Source organism: Pseudoalteromonas sp. M58 (genome assembly GCF_042604605.1).
Lineage (GTDB): Bacteria > Pseudomonadota > Gammaproteobacteria > Enterobacterales > Alteromonadaceae > Pseudoalteromonas > Pseudoalteromonas tetraodonis.
Map to the genome: position 1 here is coordinate 3,240,202 of NZ_CP152390.1, position 18,838 is coordinate 3,259,039.

The following is an 18,838-nucleotide window of genomic DNA, read 5'->3' on the forward strand; positions in this document are numbered from 1 at the left end:
TTGTCTGTATATCCCCACAGACAAACCTTGTTTCACATCGCAAAATCACATATAACTTAATGCATTGGAGACTATTTGAAATGGCTTGTGCTGTGAATACCATAATTGCTGATGACCACCCTTTATTCAGAAGTGCGCTACGTCAAGCAGCAGCGACTTCAGTACCAGAACAATATATAAAAGAAACCAGCGATATCGACGGTTTGTTTAGCTTATTAAAATCACACCCCGAGATAGAGCTGATATTTTTAGATTTAACAATTCCTGGCGCCAATGGTTTACAAGCGCTCTCGCAACTAAGAAATCAATACCCTGATATATTAATTATTATGGTATCGGCTAACGAAACCCCCACTATCATAAAACAAGCCATGAGCTTAGGTGCTGCAGGCTATATTCCAAAGTCATCATCCCTTGATGTGATCAGTGAAGCCATTGAACATGTACTCAATGGAGACTCTTGGTTGCCAACAGATATTGACTTAACTGATGTGGTTGTTAATGACGAACAGAGCAATTTTGCCCGCAACCTAGAAAAACTCACTCCACAGCAATACCGTGTACTCGCGATGATAGCCGACGGGCTCTTGAACAAACAAATTGCCTTTGAAATGTCGATTCAAGAAACCACCATAAAACAACATGTATCGGCCATTTTGCGAAAGCTGAATGTGTATAACCGTACCCAAGCAGGCATTTTGTTTAATCAGCTATCTCAAGTTGGTAAGTTAGAGGCGAGCTAATATAAATTAATACACTTTAAGTATTTCTTTATAATCTTTTTTAAGGCTGTCTAGCTGAAATTGTTAATACATACATTAGCACCTGCAACTAGCTGGCTCATACGCGGACTGTACTGCCCACCAAACACGCCAACCAAAAAGTTAACAAATAATGTAAAATTGCAAAAAACAAACCAAATTTAAAAAATTTCATGTTGATATTTTTATGCAATAAAAAACTAAAAAACACCGAAAAAAACCTTTTTAATGAATAACCTCCCTAGATTAATGAATATTGATTTTAAAGCCACACCCACCGCGCTTGATTACACCTCATTAACATGCTTTCTTGATATAAAACAATAATCAAATAAACATTCACAGGGTCAAAATGAAAAAGTTTAAAAGAAAAATTCTTGCTTGCGCAATTACAACTCAATTAATCACCTCTTATCATGCCTCAGCAGAAGAAAAGCCTAAAGTTGATAAAGAAATTGAACAGATTGAGGTTACTGCTACACGTCGCTCAGGTTCAATTCAAGAGGCTCCTTTAAATATTACAGCGCTTAATAGTGATGTCATAAAGGATCAAAACATTGGTGATTTAGAAGATGTAGCTCGTTGGGTCCCAGGCCTAACAGTTTCAGATCAAGGTGGTCGTGAAGGTTCTCCAATTATTGTTCGAGGTTTAAATACTAACTCGTCAGATCGCGGCTCTGATGGGGGCACTGTAGCTACTTATGTTGGTGAAATACCGCTTAATATTAATCTTCGCTTGACTGATATTGATCGAGTCGAAGTATTAATTGGCCCGCAAGGTACCTTATATGGTGCTGGTACTTTAGGTGGTGCTATACGCTATTTATTAAAGCAACCACAATTAGACATTACTGAAGGTAGCGTGAGTGGCGATTTATTCGCAATTAATGAAAGCGATGATACTGGGGGTGAGTTTGGCCTGGTATTTAATACCCCGCTTATCGATGACGTGTTAGCCGTTCGTGCCAGCGTTAATCATTATGACAGACCTGGTTATATTGATTATAAATACGTAGTACGAAACCCAGGGGTCTCAAACCCTAATCCAGATTTTACAAACCAAGATGATATTGATGAAAACTTACAACGCGTTAATGACGTTAACGATGAGCAAATCACTACGGGACGCTTTTCTGTTCGTTGGCAGCCAAACTCATCAATTGATGCAACACTCAATTACTTTTATCAAAAACAAGAAAATGGCGGCAACTCAACGTCACAATATGGCGCATTAGCAAATAGCAGCGCACTTCAAGGTACTGTAGGTAAATATGAAAACGCAGCTCGCGTGCTTGAACCGGGCGAGCAAGAAAACGATTTACTTAGCTTAGAAATCAAAGCTGATTTAGGCTTTGCTGAACTTGTATCAGCCTCTGGTTGGTCAAGCTATGAGCAGTCTGGGCAGCGAGATCAAACCGACTTACTTTATGATATTTGGACTGGTTACGCTGATTTTCCTGCATTTGTTGGTCAAACTTTAGATACTTCAGATCAAGATAACTTCACTCAAGAATTGCGTTTAGTATCGGCTTCAGAGGGCCCATTAAGTTGGATTGTAGGCGGCTACTATAATAAACAAGAAAACTTATCAGATGACCGCGAATATACCCCAGGCTTAACTGACTTTTGGGGCGGTGGTATTGCGAACGTACAAAAAGATCTAGAATATATCGCCCTTAGTAATTCAGAAATAACAGAAAAAGCATTATTTGGTGAGGCTGGCTATAGCTTTACTGATCAGTTTGATATCACTTTGGGCGCGCGTTTATATGAATATGATATCTCCACCAATGCAGGGTCAGCTACACCACTTTATTCTGGCAATTTCTCGTCTCTTGACCAAATTGAGATGGAAAATGTTAGCGCCAATGATAACGGTAATCTATTTAAGTTTAATGCAAACTATACGTTTGATTCTGGTGTACTCGCTTACTTTACTGTCAGTGAAGGGTTTCGAATTGGTGGCGGTAATGGTATTGCGCCGTGTCCAGATGTGTTACCAGAACAGCAAATTGTTTGTGCTCTTCCAAGTGAAGAAGACTATAAGGCTGATACCACGGTAAACTATGAACTTGGCTTTAAATCAACCTGGCTCAGAAATCGATTGCACTTTAATGCTGCACTCTTTAATGTTGACTGGAATGACGCCCAAGTGGGTAGCTCTACTGTTAATGGCCAAGAGCTTATTACATCAAATGCAGGCTCAGCAAACTCAAAAGGCGTAGAAATTTCATCTCGTGCAATCATTGGCGATCACTGGACAGCTTACGCGACTTACGCTTATGCAAAAGCAGAACTAACTGAAGATGCACCAGATTTATTTGGTATTGGCATTGGCGCTATGAATGGGGATCGATTACCCGGCGCCCCTGAGCATCAGTTTTCATTCGGCCTTCGTTATGAGCAAGATGTGCTCGACGATAAACTACTGAGCGTTAACTACGGTATGACTGCACAAAGCGATATGATTACCAAAGTGGGCTTAAGAGACGATGGTGAGACATTAGCTGGCTATTCATTAAGCAACTTATCAGCTAAGTTAACAGGTGATATGTGGTCAGCTACATTATATATCGACAACCTGTTCGATAAGTATGCTTTTACTTCGGTACGCCGTGATAAGTCATGGGCTGGTATGTCGACCTCTGGCGCTAATAAAGCGTTACCTGAATTACAACGCGTATACGCTCACTATACAACAACGCCTCGCACTATTGGTATGAAGTTTACTTATAACTTTGAACTATAAAACTGAGCGATAGTTAAAAGCCTTGTTGATAATCAGCAAGGCTTTATTATTACCTCTCGTTAAGGTTATTTATGCTAACAGCACATCAACATCAGTTAAAAAAACAGGTATTTACAGCAATAAACAATAACCAGTTATCCGCCGCTCACCAACTGCTAGTTAAGCAATTACAGTACGATGCGACAGACCATTTTTGCTATTACCTACTAGCCGAAGTGAATATTGCTGCAGGCGACAACTACAAAGCCATACAACTGATAGAAAAAGCCTTAACAATCAATAACCATCCCTTATATGTGCTGCATTTATCTAAGCTAATGATACTAAAGGGTGACGTAACATTGGCGACCAGTTACTATCAGGAAGCTATCAAGTATCAAGGTTATGGGCCTCTAGAGTGGGATACCTTAGCTAATATAGCGACTCGACTTGGTGACTATAAACATGCTTTAGCATGGCAAAAAATAGCTTATGAAGCCGCACCTACACACCCCAAAATTAATTACAACTTAGCCATTGCCTATAAAATAAATGGCCAATTAGATCACGCAAAAACGCTATTATTAGCGCTTATAAAACGCGAGCCAAGTTACTTACAAGCACATTACTCTCTTGCAGAACTAAATACCTCAACTGAAGCAAAAACACATATTACCGAGCTAAAAAAACGACTTAGTAGTAGCTTAACTGCAACAGAACAGCAAATGATTTATCACAGTTTGGCACTAAATCACGAACATATTGGTGATTATGAACAAGCTTTTAGTTACTTTCGTGATAGTAAATTGGCTATAAAACATCAAGTAAACTATGAAGCCAGCAAACACCAAATATTTTGCCAACAATTAATAGCATTAAGTGAAAAGATTCAATTAACAGCAAAAAACGCTGACTTCTCACCCATATTTGTCATGGGTATGCCTCGCTCAGGCACCACATTAGTAGAAAAAATTATTAATCAAAGTACCGAGGTGACCGGCCTTGGGGAGCTAAATGACATTGCACAGTTACTACAAAGCACTGCAGCGTCAAAACATGTTTTAGATATCCGTATGATTGAGCAGGCATTTCAAAAGTTTAAGCTTGATAACCCCTTAAATGGCTACCAATCGCGCTGCGAAAGCATGATGACTTCACCTAGGAGCTGTGACAAGCAACCCTTTAATTTTTACTTTATTGATTTTATTTTAGCTGCGTTTCCAGAGGCAAAAATAGTCTGTATGCTGCGCGACCCTGTGGATAGCTGTATTGCAAATTACAGGCAGCTATATAGCCCGCACAGTGCATTTCATCATTACAGCTATGACTTACAAGATATTGCTCATTTTTATCAAGATTATAAGTTACTTATCAACCACTTTCAGAAAAAGTATCCTAATAATGTAATGATTCAACACTATGAAGAGCTAGTAACAGATGCCACCTTGCAAACTCAAACATTATTTAATTTTTGTAATTTACAATGGCAGCCCAGCTGCTTAGCGTTTTATAAAAGCAACAGCGCCTCGGCTACTGCTAGCAAAGTGCAAATTCGCCAACCACTCAATAGTAAGAGTATTGGCTACTGGCAACATTATCAGCAAGCCTGTGATATGTTATCGAATAAGTTTAATTAATCGATAATAATTAGCAAGTCATGCCTTTCACCCGCAATTAGTGATTTAAACATAGCTAAAAATCATGAAAAACAAGGCTCTGGTGTGTTATTAACCCACTTAGCTTAAAGTAAAGTCAGTCGTTTTATCATTCTTTTTAATGCCGGTGCTTTAAGTGGTTTGTACAATAAAGGATAACCTGCATCGAGTACGCGCTCGCGTATTTGCTCATCGTGGTTTGCAGTATTAACAATGGCAGGCAACGTCATTAATCCTGCTTGTTCAATCACCTCAAGCCCCGTTACACCATCATCCAATTGATAATCAACAATAAGTAGTTGTGGTAGTGTATTTTCTGCTTTGAGTTGCTCAAGTTCAATTAAGTTAGTGGCGGTGGCAATTTCACAGCCCCAGTTTTCTAGCAACTGTTTTAGCGCTTCAAGTACATTACGATCGTTATCCACAAGCCAAATACATAAACGACCCAATTCAGTTTCTGAATTGGCAGGTACATGCGCAGTGGCTGGTGTTTTTAAACTAGGTTTGCATGGCATGGTTAAAGTAAATTGAGTGCCTTTATTAAGCTGAGAGCCCATTACCAAAGGAATATTTAATAAATCACAAATACGTTTGGTGATAGAAAGCCCCAATCCTAATCCCTCGGCGTTAGGTTTATCGCCCAGCTGCTTAAATTCTTGATAAATACTCTGCTGATCACTGGTAGCAATGCCTATGCCTGTATCTTCAATCACAAACGATACATGATGTTCATCAAGTAAAACTTTTAAACGTACTTCACCATACTCTGTGTAGCGTATAGCATTACTAAGTAAGTTTCTTAGTACACGCTTAAGTAATGCTTTGTCGGTATAAATTCGCGCATCGCACGACTCAACGATAAAACCGAGGCCTTTTTCTTGAGCTAGTGCTAAATAATCATTACGCAGTGGCTCTATTAAACTACTCACATTAAATTCCGTTAACTGCACTTTAAACGAACCTGAATCGAGTTTAGTTAACTCTAAAATACTCGAAAGTAGCTCTTCTGCACTTGCTAAGGAATTTTTAATATTCATAGCTAGATCTTTAAGCTCAGTATCTTGAGCTTTTTCGTTCATTAGCGAACAAAATAAACTTGCGGCATTAAATGGCTGCAATAAATCGTGACTCGCCGCGGCAAAAAAACGTGTTTTACTTACTGTTGCCTGCTCTGCTACTTGCTTAGCTTTAGAAAGCGCTTGGTTAGCCTGTGTTAATGCGGCAGTGCGCGTAGCCACTTTTTCTTCAAGACTAACATTCGCTTCGGTAAGTGCTTTTTGTTGTTTTACAAACTCACTTATGTCGGTGTAGGTCGTTACAAACCCGCCACCAGGCAAGGGATTTCCTTGCATTTCAAATACTCTGCCATCACTATGTGCGCGTTGATATTTATACGCGCTGCCTTGTTTTAAATAGGCTAAACGCTTATCGACTTCTGTATTAATATCCTCACCACGAAATAAGCCTCGCTCAGCGTTAAAGCGAATAATATCGGCAACGGGTCGGCCTATATATAAAGCACTATCGGGGTAATTAAACATGTGCTTATAGCCCTGATTCCAAGCGACCAAACGCAACTCACTATCAACCACGCTAATCCCTTGTTGAATGTTTTCAATGGTAGATTGCAGTAAATCACGATTAAATTTAAGCACTTGGCTAGCTTCATCGACAAACTCAGCAACTTGCTCTAAAGGCTGGCGCTGCTCATTTTTCGCTACATCTAAAATTAGCCGTGCTGATGCACCACCAATAACCGCTGACATTTCACGCTCAACTAATAACTCAAGCTCAACATTAGCGATACGTTTCCATTGGCTTTTGTCATGCGGAAAATACTGCTGCACTAAAGAATGGCTCGCGTCTTTTTCAGCAAAACGCTGTAATAATGCCCCTAAATCTTCATAATTGAGTGGCTGCAATGTGGTGTTTAATCGCGAGTCGTTTAATTGAGATATGAACTTATTGCTTTGCAGGCGCTCAGCAAGCGTTGCACGACTAAATAGTGGTACAAGCAAATACACTAACGTATTAACCCCTAACGACAACAGTAATGATTGGCTAATACTTTCTAAATTCAATGAAAGTAAATTAGTGGGCGCTAACCAAGCAACTTGCCATGGCCCTTCTATTAACCAACTACTTTGACTGCCAAAACCACTGGCTAAATTAGGTAGCAGTAAAGTGTAACCCCAAATTACAAAGCCACTTAAAATACCGAGCTGTGCACCACGACACGATGCGTGGCGCCACCATAAACCAATAATCATCGCAGGAGCAAATTGCGCAACTAAGGTAAACGACATAAGCCCAACGGTTGCAAGTGTGGTGGTTTCTGCAAGCACTCTATGAGTGAAATAGCTGAGTAATAAAATAAGTACAATTACAATTTTACGCGCATGCAATAAGTTGTTTTTATCCAATCCTCGGCTGCTTGACGTTAACTGTGAGCGACGCAAAATAAACTGATTAATAAAATCATTAGTGATCATCACCGACAGCACAATTGCCGACACAATCACCATACTTGTGGCCGCTGAAAAGCCACCTAAAAAGGCCAGTAAGGTTACCCCGCTATTATCTGTCGCCATTGGCAGCGCTAATACGAAGGTATCTTGACCAACGCTACTATCACTAAAATAAACCAGCCCAGCGTAAGCTATAGGTAAAATAAATAAGTTGATCAGTAATAAATACAACGGAAATAACCAGCGAGCAGTTGCCAGTTCATTATTGTTATTGTTTTCAATAAAGCTCATATGAAACTGACGCGGCAAACATAACGTTGCCAGTATCCCCAACAAGGTATGTGCAACATAGACATAAACGGGGCTTTGAGTCGCGGCAACGTGTGTTGGTATGTTTAGCGCTTGCGCCTGTTCATACAAAGCAATAGGGCTATCAAATATAGAAAAACACACATACAAGCCCACCGCAATAAAGGCAAGTAACTTAACAATCGATTCAAAGGCAATACTGGCAATTAACCCGGGGTTATGCTCACTGGGCTTAAGCCTGCGAGCGCCAAATAAAATAGCAAATAAAGCCAGCAATAACGTAATATAAAACGTACTGTCTGCCCATACTTGGTTACTTTGAGTGGGGGCTCGGTCGGTGAGTAAATTAATACTTTGTGCGGTCGCACTAAGTTGTAAAGAAATATACGGTACAATTGCTATCACTGAAATAAGTGAGATAAGCCCTGACAAACTCGACGACTGCCCATAGCGAGTAGCAATAAAGTCAGCCATAGAGGTAAGCTTTTGCTGTCGACAAATATGCGCAATACGACAATACAGCTGCCAGCCAAAAATAAATAATATAATCGTGCCCGCATAGGTAGGCGCCAACCACCAGCCATTACTAGCCGCTTGTGCTGTGGTGCCGTAAAAAGCCCATGAGGTACAATAAACACCCAATGACAGCCCGTAGGTTAAACCTTTGAAAGGAAGTACCTTACGCCTATCCGCCCAGCCCGCAACTGCAAATAATATCCCTAGATACACCACAGCAATAAGGCTAATAAACCAAATTGAAAACATATTTTTGTTCTTGTTATTATTTTTATAATACTTAACTTAGCATAAGGGGATGTGTAGCAAAAAGCAGCCCTTACTTTAGTGCTATAAATGAACAAAAAGGTAAAATAAGAATTATTTGCATTTAGGTGTTGACAGTTGTTTAAATCTAATTGATAATCACTATCAACAAGACGAAGCACACTTCTTGTGACGGAAAAGTTCATTTGTTTCTCGACCCTGAAACAACGTGTGGCGCACGTTAACAGCTATGGAAACCTGTTATAAACCACAACGCCCCTTGCTGTTTATGACCTGTTTCCGCCCTACTCATTTACTTGCTACATTGCTCATATCGGTGACGGTAGATATGAAACTAAAAAAGCCCTTACGGGCTTTTTTTATGTCTGTAATTTAGTGCGTAAGGCCTTAACCTGCGCTTTTATAAATTAACGACGGTTTTTTCGTGCACGTGCTCGGCGTTGTTTTTTCTCTTCTTCTTTGGCTTGCTTTTTCGCCTCTGCTGCCGCGCGCAATCCAGCCACCATTATTTCTTCTTCTTCACGCATGGCAGGTGTTTCCATGGTAATACGACCGATAATGCCATCTCGTAATTCATTAATTAGAATTTCCGACATTTTATACGTATCGATTTGGTTACCACCGCGAATACAGCCGCGCTTTTTACCCGCCATTTCAACAAACTCCCAATCGCTTTCTGGCAGTTCATCTAATTTATAGCGCGCTTTTAAAAGCTCAGGATAAGCATGCAATAAATACTCAGCGGTGTAACTTGCCACTTCTTCGTACTCAATAGCGGTATCACGTATCGCACCGGTTGCGCCTAAACGATAACCTGAGTTTTCGTTCTCTACTTTTGGCCACAGCATCCCTGGCGTATCGTAAAGCATAATGCCATCATCAAGTTTAATACGTTGCTGCGCCTTAGTAACTGCAGGCTCGTTACCCGTTTTAGCCACTATACGCCCAGCAAGCACATTTATGAGCGTCGATTTACCTACGTTAGGAATACCCATGATCATGGCTTTAATTTGCTTATCGGCACCGACTTTATGTGGCACTAACTTTTTACATAGCTCATTAATTCGATGCACTTCTGCGGCTTTATCGTTACCAAATGCAATGGCTTTTACGCCATTTTCTTGCTCAAAATAGTCTTTCCAGGTTTGCGTCATTTTAGGATCAGCTAAATCGGCTTTATTGAGAATTTTGATGACCGGCTTACCTTCACGCAGGGTAGCCACCATCGGGTTTTCGCTACTGTAAGGAATGCGCGCATCTAGCACTTCAATGATCACATCCATTTGTGGCATTATTTCTTTAATTTCATTTCGGGCTTTATTCATGTGCCCAGGGAACCACTGGATAGCCATTTTTAACTCCTAACATATAATTTGTAGCTATTTTAACTGGCAATTCATTTAATTGCGCTATACTGACGCAAATTTTTTCATATAAGACACTATGGCTCTCAAATCTACCATCATGAAGGCGCAGCTATCGCTTAGCGATATGGACCGTCACGTATACCAAGACTTTCACCTGACCTTGGCACAACACCCATCAGAAACAGATCAGCGGTTGATGATCCGCTTACTCGCTTTTGCACTTAATAGCTGTGATGGTTTAGAGTTTACCAAAGGGTTAAGCGCTGATGATGAGCCGGAGCTTTGGCATGTCAATTACAGTGAAGAAATAGAGCTGTGGATTGAGCTGGGGTTACCAGATGAAAAGCGCCTTAAAAAAGCCTGTAATAAAGCTAAAAAAGTAATTTTATATACCTATGGCGAGAATAACCAAGCTATTTGGTGGCAAAAGCATCAGCCTAAATTGTATGAGTTTAAAAACTTAAGCATCTTTAGTCTTGATTATGCTGCTACTCAGCTATTAGCTACGTTGGTTGATCGTAATATTAAATTGGCAATTACCATTCAAGATGGCGAAGTTTGGGTTAATACCGACACTACCAATATTGAGATAAAACCTCAGCAATTAATGTAACTAGAATAGGTTATACCAATTGCATTAAATTAGTTATCTATTATAGCGACAAGTAAATAAGTCGGTAACAAGGCGAAAATTGTGACATATAGTTGTTCTATATAAATAATTTTTAACGTAGGTAGCGGATTATTTAATACGCTAGAATGATCATGTTTTTAATAAAATTGGTATTAGGGGGCGTATGAAAGTTAAACACGTTATTGTTTTACATGGCTTATATATGTCTGGCTTGGTTATGCGCCCGTTGTGCTCACGCTTGGAGGAGTCGGGGGTGAAAGTTTTAAACCTTACCTACAATACGCGTGACCCTAATCGGGATGCTATTTTTTCGCAAATAGATGAATTTATTGGCAACGAGCCTTCTGCTTTAGTGTGTCACTCTATGGGGGGCTTAGTTGCTCGCGCCTATTTAGAGGCAAACTCAGCGCCAAGTCATCATGTTGAAAAGGTAATCACCTTAGGAACGCCACATACTGGCAGCCATATTGCTGAAAAAATGCAGCAAAAAGGGTTCGAGCTATTATTAAAAAATAGCGTTGAGTTTTTACTCTCTAAGAATGGTGATTGGCCTTTTAAAGCCAAGCTATATAGCATTGCCGGCGACTTACCGATTGGCTTAATGCCACTCATTGTAAAAGGCAGCCGCTCTGATGGCACCGTATTACTAGATGAAACCAAGCTAAAGGGTATGGCCGAACATAAGGTATTTCACTTAAGCCATACCAGTATGATTTACTCACGCCAAGTCGTTAATTATATTCTTGAGCGTTTGAATGAGGACATTTAGTCCTCGGCTGCAGCCGCCACTTTGTAGCTGATCAAAAATATAATACCTAGCACTAAGGGCATTGGTGCAGCAATATAGCCAAAGGCATCAGAGTTTGCAAAACTCGCACCCGCTAAGTGCGCAACTAACCCTAATACAAACCCTAGCAAAGCAATACCAATAACGATGAGTTCAGCTTTATTTTCTTTACGTGTTTTAGCTTCCATAATTTCTCTCCGTATCTAATCAAGTAGCCCCTTAACTCAATAAAGTGATCCCTATCAAGTTGGGTTATAGTGATTATGCGCTTTACTTATGAGCGTTTTTTGACCTACATCAATAAATAAAATAAGTGTCCGCTGCGCCTGTCAAAAGCTTGTTTTAGATCATATTTTGTACTCACAAAATAAACAATTTCGCTGCTCAAGGTAGTATTTTTATAAACACAACCCATATCTATTGAACAGCGTTAGCTAACTTATTTAAAAAGTCGAGCTAAGGTGATAGCTTTTAGCTATTACACCAATATGTATAAACGATTTTATTAATACACCATCTTAGGTAATACTGACTGTATTGAACAAGGTGTAAACAAATTCATAAAACGGTTATTTAAGGAGCAAAGTATGTCGCAAGTAAATGCAATTGGTTTAAACAGTACAAAAAGTGAAGATATTATTAAGTCACTGAATACGCTTTTAAGCAGCTATCAAATTCAATATATGAATGCGCGCGGTTTTCACTGGAATATTAAAGGCCGAAACTTTTTTGAATTACATTTAAAGTTTGAAGAAATTTATAACTTACTACTATTAAAAGTAGATGAAATCGCAGAACGTATTTTAACGCTTGATGGTGCACCGCTACATGCATTTTCAGATTACTTAGAAGTAAGTGAAATTAAAGAAGCAAAAGGGATCAGCGATGGCGTAACCGCAGTAGAGAACTTACTTGCCGGATACAGCAGCTTAATTAAAATGCAGCGCGATATTCTTGCACAAGCCGCTGAAGCTGATGATGAAGGTACCGCGTCATTAATGAGTGACTACATTAAAGAGCAAGAAAAACTAGTGTGGATGTTAAAAGCCTACCTAGATTAAGTTATTTTAAAAAATAGAAAGCCTCAGTTATTACTGAGGCTTTTTTGTAACAATCATTTACGGGCTATGACAAAGCGATAAAAAAGGCCATTTCTAGCGCTTTTTCTTCTAAGCTTTTAAAGCGACCCGATGCCCCACCATGTCCTGCATCCATGTCGGTTTTAAACACTAAAATATTATCATCGGTTTTATATTCACGCATTTTAGCCACCCATTTCATTGGTTCCCAATACTGTACTTGTGAGTCGTGCAAACCGGTTGTCACCAGTATATTGGGATAGTGTTGCGCACTAATATTGTCGTACGGTGAATACGCTTCAATAATGTCGTAAAAATGGGGGTCATTTGGGTTACCCCATTCATCATACTCATTTGTTGTAAGCGGAATGCTTTCATCTAACATTGTGGTGAGTACATCTAAAAATGGCACATGGCAGCCCACTCCACAGTAAAGCTCAGGCGCTTGATTTACCACAGCTCCCATTAATAACCCCCCAGCACTGCCACCAGAGGCAAACACTTTACTTTTGTTGCCATATCCTTGCTCAGTGAGCGCTTTGGTTACATCTATAAAGTCATTAAAGCTATTTTGTTTATGCTGTTTTTTACCATGTTCGTACCATGAACGCCCTAGCATTTCGCTACCACGCACATGCGCAATCGCATAGACAAAGCCACGGTCTAGTAAACTCAGTGATGTACTCGAAAAACTAGGATCTATGGTGATCCCATACGCGCCATAACCATATTGAAACAACGGATTTGAGCCATCTTTGTTAAAGCTATCTTTACGATATACCAACGACACGGGTACTTTTACTCCATCTCGAGCGCTTACCATAAGTCGCTCTGACTGGTAGCCTTCTGCGTTAAAATCACCGAGTATTTTTTGTTGTTTAAGTAAGGTTTTTTCGCCTGTGGTTAAATCAACATTATAGAGCGAACCTGGCGTTGTTAAGCTTGAATAGTAAATGCGTGCATGGGTTACACTTGGCTCTGGGTTCATCGCAATAGCGGCGTAGTAACAAGGATCATCAAACTCAAGGTTCATTCGCTCGCCGTTTTTGTTAACCACAACAAAGCGTGCTTGGCCTTGTTCGCGCTCGCTAAGCACTAAAAAGTCGTTAAATAGTTCAACGCCTTCTAATAATACAGTTTCACGGTGAGGGGTATGTGCTTGCCACTGGTTTTTATCAGCAATGGTGTCGCTTGTTGCGGTCATTAATCTAAAGTTTTTGGCCTGCCAGTTAGTCACTATATAAAAAGTATCACCAAGCTTATCGATATCAAATTCATGCCCCTCTTCGCGCGGCATTAAAGCGGTAAACTCACCTTGCGGTTGATTGGCATCAAGCACCCACATGTCGTTAGTTTCTGTGCTCGCTAAATCAATAATAATTAAGCTTTCATCACGACTTTTACCTAAGCCCATAAAAAAGCTGCTGTCTTGCTCTTCGTATACCAGCACATCTTGGTGTTGCTCAGTCCCTAGCTCATGTCTAAAAACTTGATAACCCAATAAGGTTTTTAAATCCTTTTTTACATAAAATACGGTTTTATTGTCGTTCGCCCAAACAACTTGCCCCTCGGTAATCTCAAGTGCATCGTCGAGCATTGTATTGCTACTTAAATCTTTAAACCGTACTGTGTATATACGTCTGCCGTCGGTATCTTCAGAGTAAGCCATTAATTGCTCGTTGGGGCTCAGTGCCACTTCCCCTAACTCATAAAATTCATAGCCATTGGCAAGCTCATTAACATCAAGTAGTAGTTCTTTATCAGCCATTGCCATACTGCGGCTGCGATAATGACGCGCATATTCATCATCTCCGCGAACCTCTGAGTGATACCAATACTGGCCGTCTTTTACCGGTACAGTGTTATCGTCTTTTACAATACGACCTTTAAGCTCCTCAAATAATGTATTTTGTAGTGGCTTAATGGCAGCTAATTGTGCATCACAATAGGCATTTTCTTGCGCTAAATGTGCGAGTATATCGGCATTTTGTCGCTCATCATCGCGCATCCAATAATAATCATCACTGCGTGTTTTAGCATGAGTAGTCAGCGCATGAGCTTGCTTTTTAGCAACAGGGAAATTAGGTAATAAGCTTAAAGAATAATCAGAAGAAGACACAAAAAAACCGCTTAAAAAATAACAATGGCGGTCAGTTTATCATAAAAATAAAAAAGCCCACTCATAGTTGAGTGGGCTAAAGCGGTATAAATTCGATAACTAAAAACTACGAGAATTTTTATTGTTGTCGTTATACCTAAGGGAAGTTGATTTACTGTATTTGCTGCCAAGCCATCGCCCAGCTTTCACCAACGCCTGGCTCAAACATAGCGCTATTCTCATTCACACGGCAAAACTCACTAAATGGCCATGCCTTACACTGGTATATATGCCCTGTTTTTGGCTGTAATACTTTGGTGCCCGCACTGTACATATCGCCATTTTGAGGATAAACCGCGTCGTATCCAAGGCTATTGACTGTGATTAATTTTTTATTTTTTTCAGCGCGATTAAAGTGAACCACCGCGCTACAAATACCACTGCTTTCAAGTGCAAATATTTTGTTATGTCGGTACGCAACCACCAATCCTTGCTCTGTCATTCTACCAGCGCACACAAGCGGAATATGCATATTAATATGCTCAACCACCAGCAAACTCCAAGCATGCGGTTCGCCCTGCTCTGGAGAGAGTATTTCATAATCAAACGCTAGCTGAGTTAATTCGCCATGCTCATCGTAAAAGCTCACACTAACCGTATCACCAACAAAGAGCTGGCTATACTGATCGAGCCCAAGACAGCCAATAGTTAACCATTCTCCACATGTTAATGATGAATGTATAAACACTGCAAAACCTTAAAGAGTCAAACGTCGCCCATAACATATGGCTTTCAACAGGCAAACTAGCTCGTGAGCTAATATGCGTTAACTAAAGTATTAGGTTAAAAACCATTGTGTAATACCAATACCGACTGATTGTAATTCGCAATGTTGCAATAATCAAACAAAAGAATGTAACCAGAGTTTAAAAACAATACTAAAGTTTGCACTAATGAGCATAAAACAAAAAAGCCAACCGCTTTATAAACGGTTGGCTTTTTTCAGCTACATGATCTGGGTGATGTTAACTTACGCTCGCTTTTTTACTTGCGAACGGGCGCTTAAATAGCGCGCCTATGTCGGTTAAAATAATATACAAACACGGCACCAAAATAAGGGTGATCAGTGTTGCAAACATAACCGCAAAGCCCAGAGCTACCGCCATAGGTATTACAAATTTGGCTTGTAAACTGGTCTCAAACATAATCGGCAATACCCCTGCAAAGGTCGTAATTGAGGTAAGTAATATGGGCCTAAAACGTGCACAGCCTGCTTCAATAACCGCATCTTTTATACTGATACCAGCACGACGCGCCTGATTAATAAAATCAGTCATCACTAAGGAGTCGTTAATAACCACCCCTGCAGCAGCAATTAAACCAAAGCCCGACATTAAACTAATATCTAAACCAAACCAAAAATGACCCCATATTGCCCCCGTTAAACTAAATGGAATAACCGACATTACAATGAGAGGTTGTGAGTAACTTTTTAACGGTACGGCAAGTAGTATATAAACTAAAATCATACCACCAGCAAAAAATAGCAGTTGCTCATTAGCTTGCGCCTGCTGTTCTTCAATTGCGCCACCTAGTTCTGACTTAACACTTGGGTATTCGTCCAACAGTTGTGGTAGTAAATTTTCTTTTACTTGCTTAACCACTTCGCCTGGCTCAATCACTTCCTCATCAATGTTGCCATACACATAAACAGTGCGATAACCGCCTTCACGACGAATATAACTAATACCAGGGGTTTCAGTTAGCTCAACCACATCTCCTAGCAATACTTCTTTGCCTTGGGGCGTGGTGATAACCGCGTGTTTAAGCGATGAAAACGCTTCGCGAGTAAGCTTAGGGTAACGTACCATCACCCGTACTTCTTCACCGCGACGAATAACACGTTGCGCCTCGCCACCATAAAAACTGGCACCGACTTGATTTGCAATTGAGGCCAAATCTAACCCTAAGTCAAAGGCGACTGGTTTTAAGCTCATTTGTACTTCTTTGCTAGCAGGATCAATGGTAGAGCTTATATCAAATAAGCCTTCTTGCTGCTGCAATAATCCAATAAAGCGACGCCCTGCTTCATTCAATGTATCGATATCAGAGCCATACAGCAAGTAACCAAACTCACCGTTACCGCCGCCACCTCCACCGCCAACATCATCCTGAATAGTTAACGATTTAACGCCCGCAATATTAGGCATCGCTTCACGCCAGCGGCGCGAAAGCTCAAAGGCATTATAAGGGCGTAAATCTTCATCAACCAATGGCGCTAATAACTGCGCCTCTGTACGACCTTGGTTAAATACCAATACATCGCGAATCATCTTTTGCCCTTCTTCGCGCTCGGTTTGCTTATCTATTTCAAGCACCATGGCTTCGATTTGGCGAATAGCATTAATAGTTTGGATGTCTGATACGTTATCGTTCATCTCAACATTAATTTGCGGGAAGTCATGCGGCACTTTAGGCGATGGGATCATTCTCACCTGATTTGACGATATTAACGCAAAGGTGAAAATTAGTAGCGCAATAAAACTAAACAGCACCGTCCAACGCCACTTTATACAATTAACAATAAACTGCCTATACGGTCCATTTACAAAGCCAAAAAAGCGCTTATTAAAGCGTGCTCGCCAACCGTCAGGGTTAATAGGTGAAAAGTGAGTATGCGCAATGTGTGCCGGTAATATCAGCTTAGATTCAATCAAGCTAAATATTAAACATAAAATCACCACCACTGAAATACCTATAAAAAAGGAACTTTCAGGGCCGCTTGAAAGCGTAAACGGCGCAAATACCGCAATGGTTGTTAGTACACCAAAGGTGGCAGGGGTTGCCACTCGTTTAGCGCCATTAACCACATTAACAACACCGCCGCCTTTTTTTTCTATTTCGGTGTAGGCACTTTCACCTATGACAATGGCATCATCCACCACAATCCCCAGCACCATAATAAAGGCAAATAAAGACACAATATTAATTGTGATACCAAATAACGGCATCAGCATCATCGCACCTAAAAAGCACACTGGTAAACCAATCATTACCCACAGTGCGAGCTTAAAACGTAAAAATAACGAAAGCATAATAGCGACTAAAATTGCACCTTGCAGCAAATTAGCTTTCATCATGTCTAAGCGTGCATTTAGATAGTAAGTAAAGTCCATTAGCGGCTCTATACGTACACCCAATGGCAGTTCTTTATTTTTTTGATCAATATACGCTTTAACCGAATCGGCCACCGGAATAATGTTTTGATCTTCGGTGGCTTTTACCGATAAATAAACCGCGTTTTCGCCATTAAATTTAAAGTAACGCTCACCTTCAACGAACTGATCTTTGATTATAGCAATATCTTGTAGCAACACTTTGGCACCATTGGCGCCAATTTTTACCGGAATTTGCCTAAACTCTTCACCAGAATAAAACTGATTTTCTACTCGAACCGAAATAACACCCGCATCAGTTTTTAGTTGTCCGGCTGAAAAGTTAGCCGAATAACGACGTACCGCGTTCGCTACATCCGATAAGGTTAAATTATATTGGCGCAGTGTGTCGGGCTCTATTTCTATGGCAATTTCATCCAGTGGCACATCGTTTACCACTAAAGATACATTCGATAACTGCAAGAGTTCATCTTCAACCTGATTTGCGATTGGCTTAAGCTCATTTAGCGGTAGGTCAGCCACGAGCGTCATGCCAATTACATCTTGGCGAAACTCTATTTGGCTAATGGTAACCGGCTCCATTCCTGCAGGAAAAGTCGCGATACCATCTACTCGCAGTTTTACCTTATCGAGAACGTCAGTAAGCTCTGCGTCAGTATTAATTTCAAGGCTGGCAGAACCCCCATTACGAAAAGCGCGATATACCCCTTTTTTTATCTCAGTTATATCTTTTAGCGACTCTTCAATTTTTATTAAGATACTTTCTTCAATTTCTTGTGGCGACGCCCCCGGGTAGTTTGCATTTACAGTAATATAGTTGACTTCTATATTAGGGAACATTTGTCGCTGAATGGTAAAGTAGCTTATAAGCCCCATTACAATAATAAAAAACATCATTAAATTGGCAGCAACAGAGTTGTTAGCAAAATACGCAATTAACCCTGTTTGTTTGGTTGTATTGGGCTGTTCTGTGTTATTCATAACTCACCCTAC

Annotated in this window: 12 protein-coding genes; 6 read left to right on the forward strand and 6 right to left on the reverse strand. The window is 40.3% G+C overall.

The window, feature by feature from the left end:
- Nucleotides 1-80: 80 nt before the first annotated feature.
- The 3 genes from AAGD16_RS14960 (at nt 81) to AAGD16_RS14970 (ending at nt 5,126) form a co-directional block, all read left to right on the forward strand.
- Nucleotides 81-743 (forward strand): response regulator transcription factor, encoded by a 663-nt coding sequence (locus AAGD16_RS14960; protein WP_010392247.1) that lies wholly within the window; start codon nt 81-83, stop codon nt 741-743.
- Nucleotides 744-1,113: 370 nt separating this feature from the next.
- Nucleotides 1,114-3,510: a TonB-dependent receptor gene (locus tag AAGD16_RS14965; protein WP_016899050.1), complete on the forward strand. Its 2,397-nt coding sequence runs from the start codon at nt 1,114-1,116 to the stop codon at nt 3,508-3,510.
- Between the two features lie 71 nt (nt 3,511-3,581).
- On the forward strand, nt 3,582-5,126 hold the full coding sequence (locus AAGD16_RS14970) for a tetratricopeptide repeat-containing sulfotransferase family protein (RefSeq protein WP_290172099.1): 1,545 nt from the start codon (nt 3,582-3,584) through the stop codon (nt 5,124-5,126).
- A gap of 104 nt (nt 5,127-5,230) precedes the next feature.
- Here the strand turns inward: AAGD16_RS14970 and AAGD16_RS14975 are convergent, their stop codons facing one another.
- Both AAGD16_RS14975 and ylqF read right to left on the reverse strand, forming a co-directional pair.
- Nucleotides 5,231-8,686, reverse strand: a complete 3,456-nt coding sequence (locus AAGD16_RS14975; protein WP_096038853.1) for a PAS domain-containing hybrid sensor histidine kinase/response regulator — start codon at nt 8,684-8,686, stop codon at nt 5,231-5,233.
- A gap of 425 nt (nt 8,687-9,111) precedes the next feature.
- Nucleotides 9,112-10,056: a ribosome biogenesis GTPase YlqF gene (gene ylqF / locus AAGD16_RS14980; RefSeq protein WP_008465001.1), complete on the reverse strand. Its 945-nt coding sequence runs from the start codon at nt 10,054-10,056 to the stop codon at nt 9,112-9,114.
- A gap of 91 nt (nt 10,057-10,147) precedes the next feature.
- Between ylqF and AAGD16_RS14985 the strand changes: the two genes are divergently transcribed.
- Both AAGD16_RS14985 and AAGD16_RS14990 read left to right on the forward strand, forming a co-directional pair.
- Nucleotides 10,148-10,684 carry a YaeQ family protein gene (locus AAGD16_RS14985; RefSeq protein WP_016899030.1) on the forward strand — a complete coding sequence of 179 codons (537 nt, stop codon included), beginning with the start codon at nt 10,148-10,150 and terminating at the stop codon, nt 10,682-10,684.
- Nucleotides 10,685-10,868: 184 nt separating this feature from the next.
- On the forward strand, nt 10,869-11,474 hold the full coding sequence (locus tag AAGD16_RS14990) for an alpha/beta hydrolase (protein ID WP_028834704.1): 606 nt from the start codon (nt 10,869-10,871) through the stop codon (nt 11,472-11,474).
- On the opposite strand, the gene AAGD16_RS14995 is transcribed toward AAGD16_RS14990, so the two are convergent.
- Nucleotides 11,471-11,680, reverse strand: a complete 210-nt coding sequence (locus AAGD16_RS14995) for a hypothetical protein (protein WP_016899028.1) — start codon at nt 11,678-11,680, stop codon at nt 11,471-11,473. The genes AAGD16_RS14990 and AAGD16_RS14995 overlap by 4 nt on opposite strands.
- Before the next feature lie 399 nt (nt 11,681-12,079).
- Here AAGD16_RS14995 and AAGD16_RS15000 point away from each other — a divergent pair, with 399 nt between their 5' ends.
- Nucleotides 12,080-12,553, forward strand: a complete 474-nt coding sequence (locus tag AAGD16_RS15000; protein WP_008112861.1) for a Dps family protein — start codon at nt 12,080-12,082, stop codon at nt 12,551-12,553.
- A gap of 64 nt (nt 12,554-12,617) precedes the next feature.
- On the opposite strand, the gene AAGD16_RS15005 is transcribed toward AAGD16_RS15000, so the two are convergent.
- The 3 genes from AAGD16_RS15005 to AAGD16_RS15015 form a co-directional block, all read right to left on the reverse strand.
- The gene (locus tag AAGD16_RS15005; protein ID WP_036957027.1) at nt 12,618-14,690 is read right to left on the reverse strand and encodes a S9 family peptidase; all 2,073 of its coding nucleotides are present in this window, start codon (nt 14,688-14,690) and stop codon (nt 12,618-12,620) included.
- A 151-nt stretch (nt 14,691-14,841) separates the two neighbouring features.
- A complete protein-coding gene (locus AAGD16_RS15010) occupies nt 14,842-15,417 on the reverse strand; it encodes a hypothetical protein (protein WP_013466224.1) in 576 nt (191 codons plus the stop codon).
- Between the two features lie 277 nt (nt 15,418-15,694).
- Nucleotides 15,695-18,826, reverse strand: coding sequence for an efflux RND transporter permease subunit (locus AAGD16_RS15015; protein ID WP_013466226.1), 3,132 nt, complete (start codon nt 18,824-18,826; stop codon nt 15,695-15,697).
- Nucleotides 18,827-18,838: the final 12 nt, after the last annotated feature.